The following is a 16750-nucleotide window of genomic DNA, read 5'->3' as shown; positions in this document are numbered from 1 at the left end:
TTTCCAGGAAAAGTGGAAACCGGTTTTCCGTCCGGAAATGCGTTGAAAACAAGAGAAACACCATGCTTTTGATCCGTTGCCCTTATTGCGAAATGGAACGTCCGGAACTTGAATTCGCCTATGCTGGCGAAGCGCATATTGCGCGTCCTGCCGATCCTTCGACCTATTCCGATGATGAATGGCGCGATTTCCTGTTCATCCGCTCCAACCCGCGCGGGACGCATTTTGAACGCTGGCGGCACATCAATGGTTGCGGCCGCTTCTTCAATGCGGTGCGCGACACGGTGAGCGACAAATTCGTCACGACCTACAAGGCCGGTGAAGCGCGCCCTGTACTGGCAGAAACGCCCGCTGCGGAGACGAAATAATGACCGACATGCGTTTGAATAATAAAGGCCGCATCAACAAGGCCAAGCCGGTACGCTTTTCCTTCAACGGCAAGACCTATGCCGGCTTTGAGGGTGACACGCTTGCTTCGGCGCTTCTGGCCAATGGCGAGCATCTGGCGGGCCGTTCGTTCAAATATCACCGTCCGCGCGGCATTCTTTCCGCCGGTTCGGAGGAGCCGAATGCGCTGATGGGCGTTTCGCGTGGTGAGGGCCGTTACGAGCCGAACACCCGCGCCACCGTGCTGGAGCTTTATGACGGGCTGAAGGCGGAAAGCCAGAACCACTGGCCATCGCTCAAACATGATGTCGGCGCGGTCAATGACGCCTTCTACATGTTCTTCTCGGCAGGCTTCTACTACAAGACCTTCATGTGGCCGAAGAGCTTCTGGAACAAGGTCTATGAGCCTTTCATCCGGGGGGCTGCGGGTCTTGGCAAGTCGCCGTCCGAGGCCGATCCCGACAGCTACGCCAGCCGCTATGCCTATTGCGACGTGCTGGTGGTGGGCGCCGGGCCTGCCGGTCTTGCCGCAGCCCTTGAAGCCGCCAAGAGCGGTGCGAAAGTTTTCCTCTGCGACGAACAGGCGGAAATGGGCGGCTCGCTCCTGTCCGAGCCGGAGCCGGTCATCAATGGCCGCACCAGCTGGGACTGGCTGAACGAAACGCTGGCCACGCTTGGGTCGCTGCCGAATGTCACGCTTTTGCCGCGTACCACGGCGATTGGCTATTATCATCAGAACATGGTCGGCCTTTGCCAGCGCTTGACCGACCATCAGGCAAAGCCCGCCGCCAATGCCCCGCGTGAGCGCATGTGGCGCGTGCGCGCGAAGCAGGTCGTGCTGGCGCAAGGCTCAATCGAAAAGCCGCTGGTCTTTGCGGGCAATGACCGTCCGGGCGTGATGCTGGCCGGTGCCGCACGCACCTATCTCAATCGCTATGGCGTCAAGGTCGGCGAAAAGGCTGTCGTCGTCACCTCCCATGATTCCGCCTGGCTTACGGCCTTCGATCTCGCAGTTGCGGGCGTCAGGGTTCCGGCCATTATCGATGTGCGCGAACAAGTCGCCGACAGTCTGGTGAACCGCGCCAAGATGCTCGGCATCGAGACGCTGACCGGCTGGACCGTCAGCGATACGGCAGGCCGTCATCGCGTTGCGTCTGTTCGCGTCAATCCGGTCAGGAACGGTTCGGTCGGCTCAGCGCGCACCATTGCCTGCGATGTCGTGCTGATGTCCGGCGGCTGGAACCCGAGCGTGCATCTGTTCTCACACACCAAGGGTTCGCTCATCTGGGATGAGGAACGCCAGATCTATCTGCCGGGCGAACGCACGGAAGAAAGCCGCTGCGCTGGTGCCGGTAACGGCAATTTCGATCTTCAGGCCGCCTTGCGTGAAGGTGCCGCCAGCGGTGCTGCGGCGGCAAACGATGCCGGATATAAGGCCAAGGCGCTGGAATATGCGGTCGCGGGCGACTTCGTCTGCGCAGGCGTCAACTGCCGCGAATTGCCGACGGATCGCGATCCCGGCAAGGCAAAGGCCTTTATCGATTTCCAGAACGACGTGACGGCCAAGGATATCCGCCTTGCAGTGCGCGAGGGCTTCCGCTCCATCGAGCATATCAAGCGCTACACCACCAACGGCATGGCGACGGATCAGGGCAAGACGTCGAACATCAACGGTCTTGCGGTCGCATCCGACGCGCTTAGCCGTCCTGCACCGCAGGTCGGTCTGACGACGTTCCGTCCGCCCTATACGCCGACGACTTTCGGTGCTTTCTGCGGCTACAACCGTGGCAAGCTGTTCGACGTTACGCGCAAGACGCCGATTGATCCTTGGGCTGAAGAACAGGGTGCAGCTTTTGAGCCGGTGTCGCTGTGGCGTCGCGCATGGTACTTCCCGAAGGCGGGCGAAGACATGCACAAGGCTGTTGCGCGTGAGTGCAAGGCCGTGCGCACCAGCCTCGGCATGTTCGATGCATCGACGCTCGGCAAGATCGAGGTGGTCGGCCCGGATGCGGCCGAATTCATGAACCGCATGTACACCAACCCATGGACGAAGCTGGGTGTCGGTCGCTGCCGCTATGGTCTGCTCCTCGGTGAAGACGGCTTCATCCGCGACGATGGTGTTGTCGGCAGACTGTCGCAGGACCGTTTCCATGTCACGACGACGACCGGCGGTGCGCCGCGCGTTCTCAACATGATGGAGGATTATCTCCAGACGGAATGGCCGGACCTGAAAGTGTCGCTGACGTCTACGACCGAACAATGGGCCGTGGTGGCGCTGAATGGACCGAATGCGCGCAAGCTCATCGAGCCGATGGTCGAAGGCGTGGATCTTTCCGACGAAGCCTTTCCGCATATGTCGGTGGCAGAATGCACATTCCTCGGCGTACCGGCGCGTCTGTTCCGCATGAGCTTTACCGGCGAACTCGGCTTCGAAATCAATGTCCCGTCGCGTTATGGTCTGGCTCTGTGGAAGGCGCTTTATGAAGCGGGCGAGAAATATGACGTCACGCCTTATGGCACCGAGACCATGCACGTGCTGCGTGCCGAGAAGGGTTATATCATCGTCGGTCAGGACACGGATGGCACGGTGACGCCGGATGACGCTGCGCTCGGCTGGGCCATCGGCAAGCAGAAGCCGGATTTCGTCGGCAAGCGTTCTCTGGCGCGTCCGGATATGCTGAAGAAGGATCGCAAGCATCTGGTTGGCCTGCTGCCAAAGGACCCGAAACTGGTTCTGGAAGAAGGCGCACAGATTGTCGCCGATCCCAAACAGGCTGTGCCAATGACCATGCTCGGTCACGTCACCTCGTCCTATTGGAGCGAGACGCTGGGCCGCTCCTTCGCCATGGCGCTGATTGCCGGTGGCAAGGACCGCACGGGCGAGACCATCTATATGCCGATGCCGGATGGCACCGCGCATGAGGCGGAAATTACTGGGCTCGTCTTCTATGACCCAGAAGGCAAGAAGCTGAACGGATAAGGATCGCATCATGCTGCAACAGACCAACCCTTTTGCGAGCCGCGCGGTTGCCATTCCGGGACGGCTAGATATTCGCCCCGCCGCCGATGGCGCACGCTTTGTCCTGCGCTTCAATCCGGGAAAACTGGCGCTGGCGGAAAAGGCGCTCGGGGCCAAGATCCCGGCCAAGATTGGCGGACTTGAGAAAACCGGCGAGATCGCCGTTGCCTGCATCGGGCCGGATGAATGGTTTATTTGGGCCGATGACAGCAAGGCTGGCGACATCATCGCGGCTTTCGCGAGCCTCTACGAGACGGAACCGCATGCGCTGGTTGAAGTGAGCCATCGCGAGACTGGTATCGATATCACGGGTCCGCAGGCCGAGTGGCTGCTCAATGCCGCTTCGCCGCTTGATCTGGCTTCTATGACCGCACCCGGTGCTGCGCGCACCATCTTCGATCGCGTGCAGATCATCCTGCTGAAATGGGATGCGGACCACTACCGGGTCGAAGTGTGGAACTCGCTGGCCGACCATGTCTGGACGCTGCTGGAAACCGCAAGCCGCGAAGTCGAACTCGACGTCTGATCGCCCAACTTAGCGATCGCTCAATATTCAAAAACGCCGTCCGTTTCGGGCGGCGTTTTTGTTTTTTAGGGTAATTTCGGCCTTGCCTTCTATAAATCCATATGTGAAGACTATATTTACATAAGAAATTCATGAGGAGGGAATTTCCCGATGTCGGAAAATGAACTGCCGCTGAGCGGGCTCGTTGTTGTGGATATGAGCCAGTTTCTGTCGGGGCCTTATTGCTCGCTGCGCCTGATGGACCTCGGAGCGCGGGTTATCAAGATCGAGCGCCCGGACGGCGGAGACCTGTCGCGCAGGCTTTATCTGAGCGATACGGAGATCGGTGGCGATTCAACGATTTTCCATGCGATCAATCGCGGCAAGGACAGCCTGGCGCTGGACCTTAAAAACCCGGACGATGTTGAAGCGCTGAAGAAGCTCATTACCAAGGCCGATGTTCTGATCCAGAATTTCCGTCCCGGCGTCATCGAGCGGCTGGGGCTGGATTATGAAGCCGCCAAGGCGATCAATCCGCGCCTCGTCTATGCCTCCATCAGCGGCTATGGCGAAGAGGGTCCGTGGGTGAAGCGCCCGGGACAGGATCTGCTGGCGCAGGCGCGTTCGGGCCTGATGTGGCTCAATGGTGATGAAGGGCAGGGGCCGGTGCCGTTCGGTCTGGCTGTTGCCGACATGCTGGCGGGCGCTGCCGTGGCGCAGGGCATTCTGGCAGCACTGGTGCGGCGCGGTATTTCCGGCAAAGGCGCACATGTGGAAACCAGCCTTCTTGAAGCGCTGGTCGATTTCCAGTTCGAAGTGCTGACCACCCATCTCAATGACGGACGCCGCCTGCCGAAGCGTTCCGATTTTCGCAGCGCGCATGCTTATCTCTCCGCACCTTACGGGGTCTATCAGGCGGCGGATGCCTATCTGGCCATCGCCATGACGCCGATCCCCAAACTGGCGGCGCTGCTGGAAGCGGACACGCTGGCCCCATATGCCGACGATCCGTCGAGCTGGTTCACCAAGCGCGACGAAATCAAGCGCCTGATTGCCGAGCGCATTGCCCAGAAGACAGTGGATGAGTGGCTTGCCATTCTGGAGCCAGCCGACATCTGGTGCGCCCGCGTTCTCAATTGGGAAGAGCTGCTTGCCAGCGATGGCTTCTCGGTTCTCGACATGTTGCAGACCGTCACCCGTGAGGATGATGTCTCCATCACCACCACCCGCTCGCCGCTGCGTATCAACGGGCAGCGCCACAAGGTGGAGCGCGCAGCACCGCGTATCGGCGAAAACAGCAAGGCAATTCGTGAGGAGTTCGGTCTATGAGTGCGATCAAGCTGAAAGGCATGACCTGGAGCCACCCGCGCGGTTACGATCCGATGGTTGCGGGCGCCAAGCAATGGCTGAGCGACAAGGGCGTCGAGATCGAATGGGAAAAGCGCTCCTTGCAGGATTTCGAAACCTTTCCGGTCGAGGAACTGGCGCGCAATTTCGATATGATCGTCATCGATCATCCGCATGTCGGCCAGATCACCAAGGAAGGCTGCCTGCTGCCGCTCGATGTGCCGGGCCGCGAAGCCGAGCTGAAAGCGCTCGCCGACGGTTCGGTCGGTCAATCCTTCCCGAGCTATAACTGGCAGGGCCATCAATGGGCGTTTCCGCTCGATGCGGCCACGCAGGTTCAGGCATGGCGTCCGGACCTGATTGAAAAGCCTGCCACCTCGTGGGGTGAGGTGCTGGAACTGGCGCGTGCGGGCAAGGTGCTTTTGCCATTGCGCTCGCCGCACTCGCTGATGTGCTTCTATACGCTGGCGGCGAACAACGGTTCAGCTTGCGCGACCGAAGGCGAGTTGATCAGCATCGAAGACGGCGTAAAGGCTTTTGAACAGCTTCGGGAAATCGCCGCGCTGGTGAAGTCGGAATGCTTCGCTATGGATCCGATTGCAGTGTTCGAAGAAATGGCAAAGCCAGATTCCGGCATTGCCTGCACGCCTTTGATCTATGGCTATGTGAACTACGCCATGCCGGGCTTCCGCGACCGTCTGATCCGTTTTGCCGATATTCCGGCAGGCGCGAAGGGTGTTGCGGGTTCGGCTTTGGGTGGCACTGGAATCGCCGTGTCAGCCTTTACGAAGCACCCGCAAGCGGCTATCGATTTTGCTTATTGGGTTGCAAGCGGCGCGGTGCAGAAGGGGCTTTATGCCGCCTCCAACGGCCAGCCCGGCCATGCGGAAGCATGGGAAGACGAGGGCGTGAATGCCGCCACATCGGGCTTCTATCGCGATACGCGCGCAACGCTGGAAGGCGCATGGGTGCGCCCGCGCCACGATGGCTATATGCCGTTCCAGGAAGCGGCTTCGGAGCGCATCAACAAGGGGCTTCAGGGCAATGAAGCGGCAGAACTGGTGATCGCCGATCTGAACCGGCTGTTCCGCGAAAGCTTCTGACGGCTGGCATTGGTTCTTACACCAGCCTCTCTCCCTCCACCCTCATCCTGAGGAGCCTCCTGAGCTTGCGAAGGAGGCGTCTCGAAGGATCGAGGGTTCCAAAGGAGAAATACGGCGCCTGTCTCCTCACCCTTCGAGACGTCTCCCCGAGCTTCGCTCAGGGAGCCTCCTCAGGATGAGGGTGGGGGAGAAAGCTGTTCTCGTCTACTTACAGGTTCCAGATACGGCGCGCGTTCCCAGACAGAAGGCGCGCCTTTTCGTCATTACCGCAGCCGTCAAGCAGGGCATGGGTCGTTGCCACCCATGTCGAAAGACCGGCATCGACGGAGCTTGCCAGCGTGCAGACCGGCCAGTCGCTGCCCCACACCACGCGATCCCAGCCGAAAGCCTCGATGACGTGCTCGACATAGGGGCGGATCGTCTCGGCAGTCCAGCTTTGCGCGTCGGCATAAGCCACCACACCGGAAATCTTCGCAACGACATTGGGCCTGCGGGCAATTTCGGTGATACCCTTCCGCCAGCTTTCCAGCGCACCCGACTTGATGTCCGGCACACCGCAATGGTCGAGAACGAATTGCAGGCCCGGCGCAAGATCGGCAAGCGCTATGGCCTTGTCGATCTGGTGCGGCAAGGTGCAGAGATCGAAAGTCAGGCGCGTATTTTCCATACGCTTCAGGTTTAGGCGAAACAGCGCGCCTTCGGAAAGCTCGTCCGGCACGACATGCAGAACACGGCGAAAACCTTTGACGAAGGGGTCGGCAAGCTGCCGCTCCAGATAGGCGGCGAAGCCGTCTTCCTCGGGGCGGCAGGAACCGATAGCGCCTTTGATGAAGCCACCGGACCGGGCGGAAATGGCGCGCACATTCTCGGTTTCAGCCTGCATGGCTTCCGGTGCAACATCCACTTCCATATGCAGGGCGGCGGCGATGCCGCAGCGTTCCGCCTGCTGCCGGTAGGTGTCGAACAGAAAATCCCGATCAAGCGCTGGCACGCTGCCAAGCCAGGGATAGCTGAGCGCGCTTTTGTCGATCAGGTGCAGATGGGTATCAATCAGCATAGAGATTCCTCCTGTGAATGATACTTTCAAAAAAGAAGACTGTTTTCAAATAAGAATTTAATCGAGCGTAGAGAGGTCAGCGCCGACAAGCTTCGACAGTTCCTGCACGGTCTTTTGCAACAGCGTAATTGTCTGGGTAATGTCCGGCGCGGAAGACGAATTGACCAGCGTCACATAAGGGCAGGTCAGTGCCGCGATGCAGGTGCCGTCAGGGCCGAGAATCGGGGCCGAGAGGTTATAGACGCCCGCAACCTGCGCACTCGGCATCATCTCGTAGCCGCGCTCGCGGATCTGGTCGAGGCGCTCATAGAAACTCGCGTCGAGATCGATGCGCTCGCTTTCCTTGACATATTCGGCGATCATCATCTTGCGCTCTTCCGGGGAGCGGAAGGCAAGCAGCACATGGCCGGAACCAGTGTCGAACAGGCTGATATGTGAGCCGACGCGGATCGAAATGCCCCAGTAATCCGGCGCTTCCTGCTGCGCAATCACCACCACCGAGCCACGGTCGAACACGGCGAGCTGGTTTGCCTGCTTGGAACGGTCGGCAAGCTCACGCATAAAGGGCGTCGCAAAAGAGGCAAGACGGCGCACCGGCGCGTGCAATTGGGCAAGGCCAAACAGCTTCAGCGTCAGCGAATAGCGGTCGCCTTCAAGCTTGGTGACATAGCCGCGTTTCACCAGCCGGTCGAGCATGCGGTAGAATTCGTTCGGGCTGCGATCCAGATGCTTGGCGATCTCGGCCTGGGTCAGTCCGCCGTCAACGCCAGCCAGCAATTCGAGGATATCAAGGCCCTTGTCGAGCGCGGGCGCGCGGTAGCGGTCATCGGTTTCCAAATGCGTCCCCTTCGTGAATTTCGTAATTCATATACAAACATTGTCAGGTGCGAAAGTCGTATATGCGCGATAAAACGCCTTGACCGTTATTGAATACTATGTTTGCATATAAATACAACCTTCACAACCGGGGGTGCGGACAGGGAGTGTCCGTTTTAGGAGGAGAAGAGATGCAGAATTTCAAATCGCGCATTTTGGCAGGCGTGGCGCTGATGGCCGTGGGGACGGCCCCGGCGATTGCAGCCGATCTGCCGGGCAAGTTTGAAGGCGTGACGATCAACGCCAAGCTCATTGGCGGCCAGCAGTATGAAGCGCTCTATTCGCGTATCGGCGAATGGGAGAAGGCCACTGGCGCCAAGGTCAACATCCTTTCCAAGAAGAACCACTTCGAGCTGGACAAGGAAATCAAGTCCGACATCGCTTCCGGTTCGATCAACTGGTGCGTCGGTTCCAACCACTCGTCTTTCGCGCCGCAGTATACGACACTGTACACCGATCTGAACGCGCTCGTGCCGAAGGAAGAAATCGAAGGCTTCGTGCCATCGGTCATCAAGGCTTCGACGCTTGATGGCAAGCTGATCATGTTGCCACGTGCGCAGTTCGACGTTTCGGCGCTTTACTATCAGAAGAGCCTTTTCCAGGACGAAGCCAAGCAGAAGGCTTTCAAGGAAAAATACGGCTACGACCTCGCACCGGCCAAGACCTGGAAGGAAGTGTCGGATCAGGCTGTATTCTTCGCTGACCCGCCGAATTTCTACGGCACGCAGTTTGCGGGCAAGGAAGAAGCCATCAATGGCCGCTTCTATGAAATGCTGGTCGCTGAAGGCGGCGAATATCTCAAGGACGGCAAGCCTGCTTTCAACTCGGAAGCCGGTGTTCGCGCCCTCGACTGGTTCGTCAATCTCTACAAGGCAAAGGCCGTTCCTGCCGGTACGACCAACTATCTGTGGGATGAACTGGGCGCAGGCTTTGCTTCCGGCACCATCGCGATCAATCTGGATTGGCCGGGCTGGGCGACCTACTTCAACGATCCGAAGTCGTCGAAGGTTGCTGGCAATGTCGGCATCGTTCCAGCGCCGACCGGTTCTTCCGGCAAGCGCACCGGCTGGTCGGGTCATCATGGTTTCTCGGTAACGGAAGCCTGCCCGACGAAGGAAGCCGCTGCATCGCTCGTCTGGTTCCTGACCAACGAAGATTCGCAGAAGCAGGAATCGGCCGCCGGCACGCTGCCGACCCGCACCGCTGTCTGGGATTACGTCATCCAGCAGGCCGCTTCCGATCCTTACAAGAAGGAAGTGCTGTCGGTATTCCAGGAAACGGCAAAGACCGCATTCCCGGTTCCGCAGACCCCGTCCTGGATCGAAATCTCCAACGCGGTCTATCCTGAACTTCAGGCTGCGATCCTTGGCGACAAGACCTCCCAGCAGGCCCTCGATGACGCTGCCAAAAAGGCAACGCAGATCCTTGAGGATGCTGGCGAGCTTTGATCAAGTCTTAAGCACATCCCGAAAAGTGCATAGCGGTTTTCGGATTAGATGTGCGGAGAAATAATGGCACATCCCGAAAAGTGCGCAGCGGTTTTCGGATGAGATGTGCGCAGAGATAAAAGCATGATCAAGATCATGCTCCAGTAATGTCATGGGCCCGCCCTGAAACCTTTTTGGGGCGGGCCTTTTTTGCCAGTAGCACTGCCAGGTCGGGACCATGTTTTGCAGTTCCGCCGGTTAGCAGTTCCACTGTTTGCCAATCCACTGTTTGGAAGAGCAATGTTCAAGAGACTTTCCCCGCCGGTCCTGCTTCTGCTCCCGGCCTTTATCATCCTCGCAGCGGTGGTTCTGTTTCCTCTCGCGCTGTCGCTTTATTCGAGCTTCACGCCGTTTCGGCTGACGCGTCCCGAGAGCCTGTTCAACTTCATCGGTTTCCGCAACTATCAGCGCATTTTGACCGACTGGGTGTTCTGGGCGGCCTTTATTCGCACGGTGGTTTTCCTCACCATTGCGCTCAATCTGGAAATGCTGCTCGGCCTCGGCCTTGCGATGCTCGTCAACAAGGCGACGCGCGGCCAGCGCGTGTTGCGCACGCTGATGATGTTCCCGATGATGTTCTCGCCGGTGCTCGTCGGCTTCCAGTTCAAGTTCATGTTCAATGACAATATCGGCCTGGTCAACAATGCGCTGCAGTCGCTGGGCCTGACCAATACCGCCATTCCATGGCTGATCGACGGCAATCTGGCACTGATCGCCATCCTGCTGGCGGAAGTCTGGATGTCGACCTCGGTCTTCGCGATCCTCATTCTGGGCGGTCTTTTGTCCATGCCGCAGGATCCGGTGGAAGCCGCGCGCGTCGATGGCTGTACGCCGTGGCAGACCTTCCGTTATGTCATCTGGCCTTACCTGATGCCTTTCGCCTATATCGCGATGACCATCCGTTCGCTGGATGTGGCGCGTGCTTATGACATTGTGAAGATCATGACCGATGGCGGCCCGGCACGCCGAACCGAGCTGATCTGGACGCTGGTTGGCCGCACGGCCTATGCGGATGCGCAGATGGGCATGGCCAACGCCATGGCCTATGTCGCGATCCTGCTCTCGATCCTCTTCACCGTCTTGTTCTTCCGCAAACTTGCGTCCGCACGCACGCAGATTGGAGCGGAGTGGTAATCATGGCAACAACAACACTCAGCAACAGCCAGCATCGCCTGCTGCGCCGTATCAAGAAAATCGTCTATCTGGTTGGCCTGTTTCTGGCGATGACCGTCATCTGCCTGCCCGGCCTGTGGATCGTGCTGTCCTCGCTGCGTCCGCCGGTCGAAATCATGGCGAAGCCGCCGGTGTGGATTCCGCAGGAAATCACCTTCGAGGCCTATCGCGCCATGTTCTCGGGCGCCGGTGCTGGCGGTATTCCGGTTTGGGATTATTTCCGCAATTCGCTCATCATCTCGGTGACCTCCACCGTGATTGCGCTGATCGTCGGCGTTTCGGGCGGCTATGCTTTCGCGCGCTTCCGCTTCTGGGGCAAGTCGGCAACCTTCCTCGGCTTCATGCTGACGCGTTCGGTGCCGGGCATTGCGCTCTCGTTGCCGCTCTTCATGGTGTTTTCCCGCGTTGGCATCATCGATACCCATTTCGGTCTCATCCTGACTTATGTGGCGCTGAATGTGCCATTCACGATCTGGCTGATCGACGGTTTCTTCCGTCAGGTGCCGAAGGATCTTGCGGAAGCCGCCCAGATTGACGGCTGCACGCGCTGGCAGGCTTTCTGGCAGGTGGAGTTTCCGCTGGCCGGTCCCGGCATCGCGACGGCAGGCATCTTCGCCTTCCTCACGTCGTGGAACGAATATGCGCTGGCTTCCCAGCTCACCCGTTCCGTCAATTCCAAGACCCTTCCTGTCGGTCTTCTCGATTACACCGCTGAATTCACCATCGACTGGCGCGGCATGTGCGCGCTGGCGGTCGTGATGATTATTCCGGCGCTGACCCTCACATTCATCGTCCAGAAACACCTTGTTGCTGGTCTGACGTTCGGCGCGGTTAAAGGTTGATATAGCAATGGCTCAGCTTTCCATCAAAAATCTCGTCAAGCGCTACGGCAATGTCGGCGTGGTGCATGGCATCAATCTCGAAATCGCGGACAAGGAGTTCGTTGCGCTGGTCGGTCCGTCCGGCTGCGGCAAGTCCACGACGCTGCGCATGATCGCGGGTCTGGAATCCATCACCGACGGCACGCTGGAAATCGGCGGCAAGGTGGTGAACGATCTGCCGCCGCGTGATCGCAACATCTCAATGGTGTTCCAGTCCTATGCGCTTTATCCGCATATGTCGGTGCGCGAGAACATGGGTTTCTCGCTGAAGATCGCCAAGCAGCCACAGGCGGAAATCGACCGTCGCGTCAATGAAGCCTCGGCCATTCTCGGTCTGGAAGCGCTAATGGAACGCCGCCCGGCGCAGCTCTCGGGCGGCCAGCGCCAGCGCGTCGCCATGGGCCGCGCCATCGTGCGCAATCCGGAAGTATTCCTGTTCGACGAACCCCTGTCGAACCTCGACGCCAAGCTGCGCACCCAGATGCGCACCGAAATCAAGAAGCTGCATGCCAAGGTGCAGTCGACGGTTGTTTACGTGACGCATGATCAGGTCGAAGCCATGACGCTGGCCGACCGCATCGTCATTATGCGCGATGGCCATATCGAGCAGGCCGGAACCCCGGATGAAGTCTTCAAGCGCCCGGCGACGCAGTTCGTTGCTGGCTTTATCGGCTCCCCGCCAATGAATATGGGCGAAGCGACGGTGACGGGCGATGATCTGGTCTTTGCCAATGGCGATCACCTTCCGCTGCCTGCCCAGTTCCGGGGCAAGGCCAAGGATGGCACCAAGGTGACGTTCGGTCTGCGTCCGGATGATGTCTTCCCGAAAGGCCACGGCATTTCCACCAGTGATGCCGTGCACGAAAAAGACATGCGTGTTTCGATCACCGAGCCGCTCGGCAATGAAACGCTGGTCTTCGTGGAATTCGCAGGCAAAGAGTGGGTAGCGCGCATGCTGAACCCGCGTCACCTGCAATCGGGCGAAACCATCACCATGCAACTCGATCTGTCGCAGGCGCATCTTTTCGATGCCGCAACCGGCAAGACTTTGGCCCAGAATGGGGCCAAGAACGGGGCAGTCTGACCATGGCACGTATTGAAAAAGTTGAACTGCGCATGGTCGACCTTCCGCCGAAGGTCAAGCGCACCGACGCGATCCAGAGCTTTGTCAGCCAGGAAACGCCGATTGTCACCATCACCGACAGTGACGGTGCGGTCGGTACGGGCTACAGCTATACGATCGGCACCGGCGGTTCGTCCGTCATGCGCCTGTTGAGCGACCATCTCGTGCCGCTGATCATCGGTGAAGATGCCGATTGCATCGAAGCCATCTGGCGCAAGCTGGAATTCGCAACCCATGCCACCACCATCGGCCCGATCACCGCGCTGGCGCTGGCCGCAGTCGATACTGCGCTGTGGGATCTGCGCGCCAAGAAGCAGGGCCTGCCGCTCTGGAAGCTGGCAGGCGGCGCCAAGGAAAGCTGCCCGCTCTACACGACAGAAGGCGGCTGGCTGCATATCGAAAAAGAAGCGCTGGTCGAGGATGCGTTGCAGGCCAAGGCCAAGGGCTTCACCGGCTCCAAAGTCAAGATCGGCAAGCCGCATGGTTCTGAAGATTATGCGCGCCTGTCCGCCGTGCGTGCGGCGCTGGGCGACGGCTTCGAAATCATGACCGATTGCAATCAGGGCTTTACGGTGGACGAAGCCATTCGCCGCGCCGAACGCCTGAAGGAGCTTGATCTGGCATGGATTGAGGAGCCGCTTCCGGCAGACGATCTCGACGGTCATATCCGCCTGACGCGCTCCACCCCGACGCCCATCGCGGTTGGAGAATCCATCTATTCGATCCGCCATTTCCGCGAATATATGCAGAAGGGCGCTTGCTCCATCGTACAGGTGGATGTGGCGCGCATCGGCGGCATCACGCCTTGGCTGAAAGTGGCCCATGCGGCTGAAACATTCGACATTCCGGTCTGCCCGCACTTCCTGATGGAGCTGCATGTCAGCCTCGTCTGCGCGGTGCAGAACGGTCGCTATGTCGAATATATTCCGCAGCTCGATGACCTCACCACCAAGGGCATGGAAATTCGCGATGGTCGCGCCATTGCACCATCCGAGCCGGGTATTGGCATCGAGTGGGATTGGGACGCAGTACGCGCCCGGTCGATTTCGGAATTCACCCGCGAGATCACGGAGGCGGCATGACGTCTCCCGCAAAACAGCGCATGGGCATGGTGATTGGCCTCAATGCGGAGAAGATCGCAGAATATAAGAAGCTGCACGCTGCCGTGTGGCCGGAAATTCTTGCGCTCATCTCGGAATGCAACATCACCAATTATACGATCTTTCTCAAAGAGCCGGAAAACCTGTTGTTCGGCACATGGGACTATGTCGGCACCGACTTTGACGCCGACATGAAGAAGATGGCCGATAACCCGAAAAATCAGGAATGGTGGTCCGTCTGCATGCCATGCCAGAAACCACTCGAAACCCGCAAAGAGGGCGAGTGGTGGGCAATGATGGAAGAGGTGTTCCATCATGACTGAGGCTTTCGATCCAAAGCAGCTGCGTCAGTGGTGGGCCAAGCCCTCCAAGCCGAAGCCCATTGTGATCTTCGGCGCGGGCAGCATTGTCGGCGACGCGCATCTGCCCGCCTATAAGAAGGGCGGCTTTCCGGTTGCAGGTATTTTCGATCCCAATCTGGACAAGGCTAAAGGGCTTGCCGATCAGTGGGGCATCAAGGCTTTTGCCAGCGCTGAGGAAGCGCTTGCCGTCGAAGGCGCGATCTTCGATCTGGCAACGCCACCGTCAGCCCATGCAGCGATCCTGTCGCAATTGCCGGAAGGTGCGGCTGTTCTGATCCAGAAGCCGATGGGCAGCGACCTTGCCGCAGCAACAGAGATCCTGAAGGTCTGCCGCGCGCGCAATCTGAAAGCGGCGGTGAATTTCCAGCTGCGTTTCGCGCCGATGATGCTGGCTCTTTACGACGCCGTCGATAAGGGCCTGCTTGGTGAAGTGGTGGATTTCGACGCATGGCTGGCACTTGCCACGCCGTGGGGGCTGTGGCCTTTCCTGAAAGGTCTGCCGCGCATCGAGATCGCCATGCATTCGATCCATTATCTGGATTTCATCCGCGGCTTGCTTGGCAATCCGCTCGGTGTTCACGCCAAGACCATTGGCCATCCGAACCATGACGTGGCCCAGACCCGCACCGCCGCAATCCTCGATTATGGCGACCGTGTCCGTTGTGCTCTATCGGTCAATCATGACCATGATTTCGGCCGCAAGTTTCAGGCCTGCGAGTTCCGCATCTGCGGCGCGCAAGGTGCGGCCTATGTGAAACTGGGCGTCAATCTCGACTATCCGCGCGGTGAGCCGGACGAACTTTGGATCAAACCCAAGGGTGGTGATGACTGGGTTTCCGTGCCGCTCGAAGGTGCCTGGTTCCCGGACGCTTTCCTCAATCGTATGGCGCAGTTGCAGCGTTTCGCGACAGGCGAAGATGCTGAGCTGGTGGGGTCCGTCGAAGATGCCTGGCACACCATGGCGCTTGTCGAGGCCGCCTATCAGTCGAGCGCTGCGCCCGCCACGCCGCTCGCCGCAAAACCGGAGGTCTGATCATGGCCGAACAGAAAATCTACTACGAAGACTATGAAATGAATCATGTGCGCCTCACGACGGGCCGCACCATCACCGAAACCGATTTCGTGGTTCATGCCGGGCATACGGGCGATTTCTTCCCGCATCATATGGATGCGGAATTTGCCAAGACCTTGCCGGGCGGCCAGCGCATTGCGCATGGCACCATGATTTTTGCCATTGGCGTCGGCCTTACGGCGACGCTGATCAACCCGGTTGCTTTTTCCTATGGTTATGATCGTCTGCGGTTTATTCGTCCGGTGCATATCGGCGATACGATCCGCACACGGGTTACGATCAGTGCCAAGGAAGACGATCCCAAGCGCGCCACTATGGGACGCGTGACGGAACGCTGCGAAGTGCTTAATCAGCGGGATGAAGTGGTGCTCGCTTGCGATCACATCCTGCTTGTCGAACGGAAGGCTTGAAAATGACGATACGCTTTGATGGAAAAACCGCACTGATAACTGCCGCAGCTCAGGGGATTGGTCGCGCCAGCGCGCTGGCTTTCGCGGAAGCGGGCGCCAAGGTCTATGCGACCGACATCAACACCGACGCCCTCAAGGAAATCGAAGGCGTCAACGGCATCATCACCCGCAAGCTCAACGTGCTTGACGAGGCTGAGGTGAACACGCTTGTAGCCGAGATCGGCCAGGTGGACATCCTGTTCAATTGTGCAGGCGTCGTCCATGGTGGCTCCATCCTTGAAATGAAGGATGAAGACCTCGACTTCGCTGTCAATCTCAACGTCAAGGCGATGATCCGCACCATCCGCGCCGTGCTGCCGGGTATGCTGGAACGCAAGGACGGCGCCATCGTCAACATGGCTTCCGTCGCATCGAGCGTGAAGGGCGTGCCGAACCGTTTCGCCTATGGCGTCACCAAGGCTGCCGTTATCGGTCTCACCAAGGCCGTCGCCGCCGATTACGTCGCCAAGGGCATCCGCTGCAACGCGATCTGCCCCGGCACGGTCGAAAGCCCGTCCTTGCAGGACCGTCTGCGTTCGCAGGGCGATTATGAAGAACAGCGCGCGGCGTTCATCGCCCGTCAGCCGATTGGCCGCATTGGTCAGCCGGAAGAAATCGCTGATCTCGCCGTGTATCTCGCCGGTGCGACCTACACGACCGGTCAGGCTTATAACATTGATGGCGGCTGGACGATTTAGGGCGGTCGATATTCAGGCTCTGGCGGCCTGCAAATGGCATTTTTCTTCGCTTTCCGGTGCTCATGTACCTTTAAGTACATTCCGCTCCGGTTCTCGAAAAACACCATTTTC

16 protein-coding genes are annotated in these 16750 nt (G+C 59.0%); 14 read left to right on the top strand and 2 right to left on the bottom strand.

Features of this window, described 5'->3' with window-relative positions; genetic code table 11:
- Positions 1-62 precede the first annotated feature (62 nt).
- The 5 genes from FHW00_RS11300 to FHW00_RS11280 all read left to right on the top strand — a co-directional run bounded on the left by FHW00_RS11300 (position 63) and on the right by FHW00_RS11280 (position 6361).
- Positions 63-368, top strand: coding sequence for a sarcosine oxidase subunit delta (locus tag FHW00_RS11300; protein ID WP_113533710.1), 306 nt, complete (start codon positions 63-65; stop codon positions 366-368).
- Positions 368-3367, top strand: coding sequence for a sarcosine oxidase subunit alpha (locus FHW00_RS11295; RefSeq protein WP_078337846.1), 3000 nt, complete (start codon positions 368-370; stop codon positions 3365-3367). The genes FHW00_RS11300 and FHW00_RS11295 overlap by 1 nt, the downstream gene beginning before the upstream one ends.
- A gap of 10 nt (positions 3368-3377) precedes the next feature.
- Positions 3378-3932 carry a sarcosine oxidase subunit gamma gene (locus tag FHW00_RS11290; RefSeq protein WP_078337847.1) on the top strand — a complete coding sequence of 185 codons (555 nt, stop codon included), beginning with the start codon at positions 3378-3380 and terminating at the stop codon, positions 3930-3932.
- Between the two features lie 150 nt (positions 3933-4082).
- A complete protein-coding gene (locus FHW00_RS11285; RefSeq protein WP_078337848.1) occupies positions 4083-5240 on the top strand; it encodes a CaiB/BaiF CoA transferase family protein in 1158 nt (385 codons plus the stop codon).
- Positions 5237-6361, top strand: coding sequence for an ABC transporter substrate-binding protein (locus tag FHW00_RS11280; protein WP_078337849.1), 1125 nt, complete (start codon positions 5237-5239; stop codon positions 6359-6361). Before FHW00_RS11285 ends, FHW00_RS11280 begins: the two co-directional genes overlap by 4 nt.
- 208 nt (positions 6362-6569) lie before the next feature.
- On the opposite strand, the gene FHW00_RS11275 is transcribed toward FHW00_RS11280, so the two are convergent.
- On the bottom strand, positions 6570-7418 hold the full coding sequence (locus tag FHW00_RS11275) for an amidohydrolase family protein (protein ID WP_078337850.1): 849 nt from the start codon (positions 7416-7418) through the stop codon (positions 6570-6572).
- Between the two features lie 57 nt (positions 7419-7475).
- A complete protein-coding gene (locus tag FHW00_RS11270; protein WP_078337851.1) occupies positions 7476-8255 on the bottom strand; it encodes an IclR family transcriptional regulator in 780 nt (259 codons plus the stop codon).
- 170 nt (positions 8256-8425) lie between these two features.
- Between FHW00_RS11270 and FHW00_RS11265 the strand changes: the two genes are divergently transcribed.
- The 9 genes from FHW00_RS11265 (at position 8426) to FHW00_RS11225 (ending at position 16639) form a co-directional block, all read left to right on the top strand.
- On the top strand, positions 8426-9742 hold the full coding sequence (locus FHW00_RS11265; protein ID WP_078337852.1) for an ABC transporter substrate-binding protein: 1317 nt from the start codon (positions 8426-8428) through the stop codon (positions 9740-9742).
- 279 nt (positions 9743-10021) lie between these two features.
- Positions 10022-10915 carry a carbohydrate ABC transporter permease gene (locus FHW00_RS11260; RefSeq protein ID WP_078337853.1) on the top strand — a complete coding sequence of 298 codons (894 nt, stop codon included), beginning with the start codon at positions 10022-10024 and terminating at the stop codon, positions 10913-10915.
- A gap of 2 nt (positions 10916-10917) precedes the next feature.
- Positions 10918-11796, top strand: coding sequence for a carbohydrate ABC transporter permease (locus tag FHW00_RS11255; protein ID WP_078337854.1), 879 nt, complete (start codon positions 10918-10920; stop codon positions 11794-11796).
- A gap of 7 nt (positions 11797-11803) precedes the next feature.
- Entirely contained in the window at positions 11804-12919 is a 1116-nt protein-coding gene (locus tag FHW00_RS11250) for an ABC transporter ATP-binding protein (RefSeq protein WP_078337855.1), read from the top strand.
- Between the two features lie 2 nt (positions 12920-12921).
- Positions 12922-14040, top strand: a complete 1119-nt coding sequence (locus FHW00_RS11245) for a mandelate racemase/muconate lactonizing enzyme family protein (protein ID WP_078337856.1) — start codon at positions 12922-12924, stop codon at positions 14038-14040.
- Positions 14037-14381, top strand: a complete 345-nt coding sequence (locus FHW00_RS11240) for an L-rhamnose mutarotase (RefSeq protein WP_078337857.1) — start codon at positions 14037-14039, stop codon at positions 14379-14381. Before FHW00_RS11245 ends, FHW00_RS11240 begins: the two co-directional genes overlap by 4 nt.
- Positions 14374-15453 (top strand): Gfo/Idh/MocA family protein, encoded by a 1080-nt coding sequence (locus tag FHW00_RS11235; RefSeq protein ID WP_078337858.1) that lies wholly within the window; start codon positions 14374-14376, stop codon positions 15451-15453. The genes FHW00_RS11240 and FHW00_RS11235 overlap by 8 nt, the downstream gene beginning before the upstream one ends.
- 2 nt (positions 15454-15455) lie before the next feature.
- The gene (locus FHW00_RS11230) at positions 15456-15902 is read left to right on the top strand and encodes a MaoC/PaaZ C-terminal domain-containing protein (protein WP_078337859.1); all 447 of its coding nucleotides are present in this window, start codon (positions 15456-15458) and stop codon (positions 15900-15902) included.
- A gap of 2 nt (positions 15903-15904) precedes the next feature.
- A complete protein-coding gene (locus FHW00_RS11225) occupies positions 15905-16639 on the top strand; it encodes an SDR family oxidoreductase (RefSeq protein ID WP_078337860.1) in 735 nt (244 codons plus the stop codon).
- The last annotated feature ends 111 nt before the right edge of the window (positions 16640-16750 follow it).

Origin of the sequence: Ochrobactrum sp. P6BSIII (assembly GCF_014138065.1) — a bacterium.
Taxonomy (GTDB): Bacteria; Pseudomonadota; Alphaproteobacteria; order Rhizobiales; family Rhizobiaceae; genus Brucella.
The sequence above is the reverse complement of the archived record's forward strand: the minus strand, read 5'-3'. Positions and strand labels throughout refer to the sequence as shown.

What these genes read in the sequence shown, in the direction of transcription:
- FHW00_RS11300 (WP_113533710.1), top strand. Translation starts at nt 63, where the DNA reads ATGCTTTTGATCCGTTGCCCTTATTGCGAAATGGAACGTCCGGAACTT.
- FHW00_RS11295 (WP_078337846.1), top strand. Translation starts at nt 368, where the DNA reads ATGACCGACATGCGTTTGAATAATAAAGGCCGCATCAACAAGGCCAAG.
- FHW00_RS11290 (WP_078337847.1), top strand. Translation starts at nt 3,378, where the DNA reads ATGCTGCAACAGACCAACCCTTTTGCGAGCCGCGCGGTTGCCATTCCG.
- FHW00_RS11285 (WP_078337848.1), top strand. Translation starts at nt 4,083, where the DNA reads ATGTCGGAAAATGAACTGCCGCTGAGCGGGCTCGTTGTTGTGGATATG.
- FHW00_RS11280 (WP_078337849.1), top strand. Translation starts at nt 5,237, where the DNA reads ATGAGTGCGATCAAGCTGAAAGGCATGACCTGGAGCCACCCGCGCGGT.
- FHW00_RS11275 (WP_078337850.1), bottom strand. Translation starts at nt 7,418, where the DNA reads ATGCTGATTGATACCCATCTGCACCTGATCGACAAAAGCGCGCTCAGC.
- FHW00_RS11265 (WP_078337852.1), top strand. Translation starts at nt 8,426, where the DNA reads ATGCAGAATTTCAAATCGCGCATTTTGGCAGGCGTGGCGCTGATGGCC.
- FHW00_RS11260 (WP_078337853.1), top strand. Translation starts at nt 10,022, where the DNA reads ATGTTCAAGAGACTTTCCCCGCCGGTCCTGCTTCTGCTCCCGGCCTTT.
- FHW00_RS11255 (WP_078337854.1), top strand. Translation starts at nt 10,918, where the DNA reads ATGGCAACAACAACACTCAGCAACAGCCAGCATCGCCTGCTGCGCCGT.
- FHW00_RS11250 (WP_078337855.1), top strand. Translation starts at nt 11,804, where the DNA reads ATGGCTCAGCTTTCCATCAAAAATCTCGTCAAGCGCTACGGCAATGTC.
- FHW00_RS11245 (WP_078337856.1), top strand. Translation starts at nt 12,922, where the DNA reads ATGGCACGTATTGAAAAAGTTGAACTGCGCATGGTCGACCTTCCGCCG.
- FHW00_RS11240 (WP_078337857.1), top strand. Translation starts at nt 14,037, where the DNA reads ATGACGTCTCCCGCAAAACAGCGCATGGGCATGGTGATTGGCCTCAAT.
- FHW00_RS11235 (WP_078337858.1), top strand. Translation starts at nt 14,374, where the DNA reads ATGACTGAGGCTTTCGATCCAAAGCAGCTGCGTCAGTGGTGGGCCAAG.
- FHW00_RS11230 (WP_078337859.1), top strand. Translation starts at nt 15,456, where the DNA reads ATGGCCGAACAGAAAATCTACTACGAAGACTATGAAATGAATCATGTG.
- FHW00_RS11225 (WP_078337860.1), top strand. Translation starts at nt 15,905, where the DNA reads ATGACGATACGCTTTGATGGAAAAACCGCACTGATAACTGCCGCAGCT.